1 pseudogene is annotated in these 670 nt (G+C 69.6%); it reads left to right on the top strand.

The features are described from left to right. Positions 1 to 534, top strand: a pseudogene (locus K3M35_RS25855) (conjugal transfer protein TraA); the annotation flags it as partial. Between the last annotated feature and the right edge of the window lie 136 nt (positions 535 to 670).

Raw genomic sequence — 670 nt, 5'->3', positions numbered from 1 at the left:
CTGGCCCGCGACGAACTGGACCGGGCACGAGGCGAGATGTCCGCCACCGGGGCGGTGGAGCGGTCCCTGGCGCAGGTCGAGATCGACGAACGCAACATCGCGGAGGTGCGCGCTGCCCGCACCCGACTCGATGCCCTGACCCGGTCCCCGCAGGCCACCGAACACCAGATCGCCGCTGCCCGCGCCGCTGTGACCGCCGCAGAACAGGCAGCACCCCCGGAGCGACGCTGGCCCGTGATCGAACGCGGTGCACAGCACTATCGCGCCGCCGAGGCGGCCAAGGCCCGTGCCCGCGCCACCGACGAACGCACGATCGGGCGGATCACCGACCGCATCACCCGACTCGAGGAATCGATCACCGCCGAACGCACCATCATCGGCCAGATCGACACCGAGGTCACCCGACGCAAGGCCGGCGGACCCGACTTCACCACCGGTACGTCGACGCGACGGACACACACCGATTCGGGGGCGAACGTCCAGTTCGGTCTCGACCCCCTCGACCACGACACCGGACCGGAACGGGACCTGTAGAACGTCGGCTGCAGCGCCCACGCCCGAACAGCACAAGGAGAACAACGATGCCGGACAGCGACCAGAAGCGACGGTTTCTACGCAGTCGGGGACGCACGTCCTTGCCCACCGACACGGCGGGTGCGCAGAACTCACC

Source organism: Rhodococcus sp. DMU2021 (genome assembly GCF_019641445.1).
Classification (GTDB): Bacteria; Actinomycetota; Actinomycetes; order Mycobacteriales; family Mycobacteriaceae; genus Rhodococcus; species Rhodococcus pyridinivorans.
Note: the sequence above shows the minus strand (reverse complement) of the source record. Positions and strands in the feature narration are given on the sequence as shown.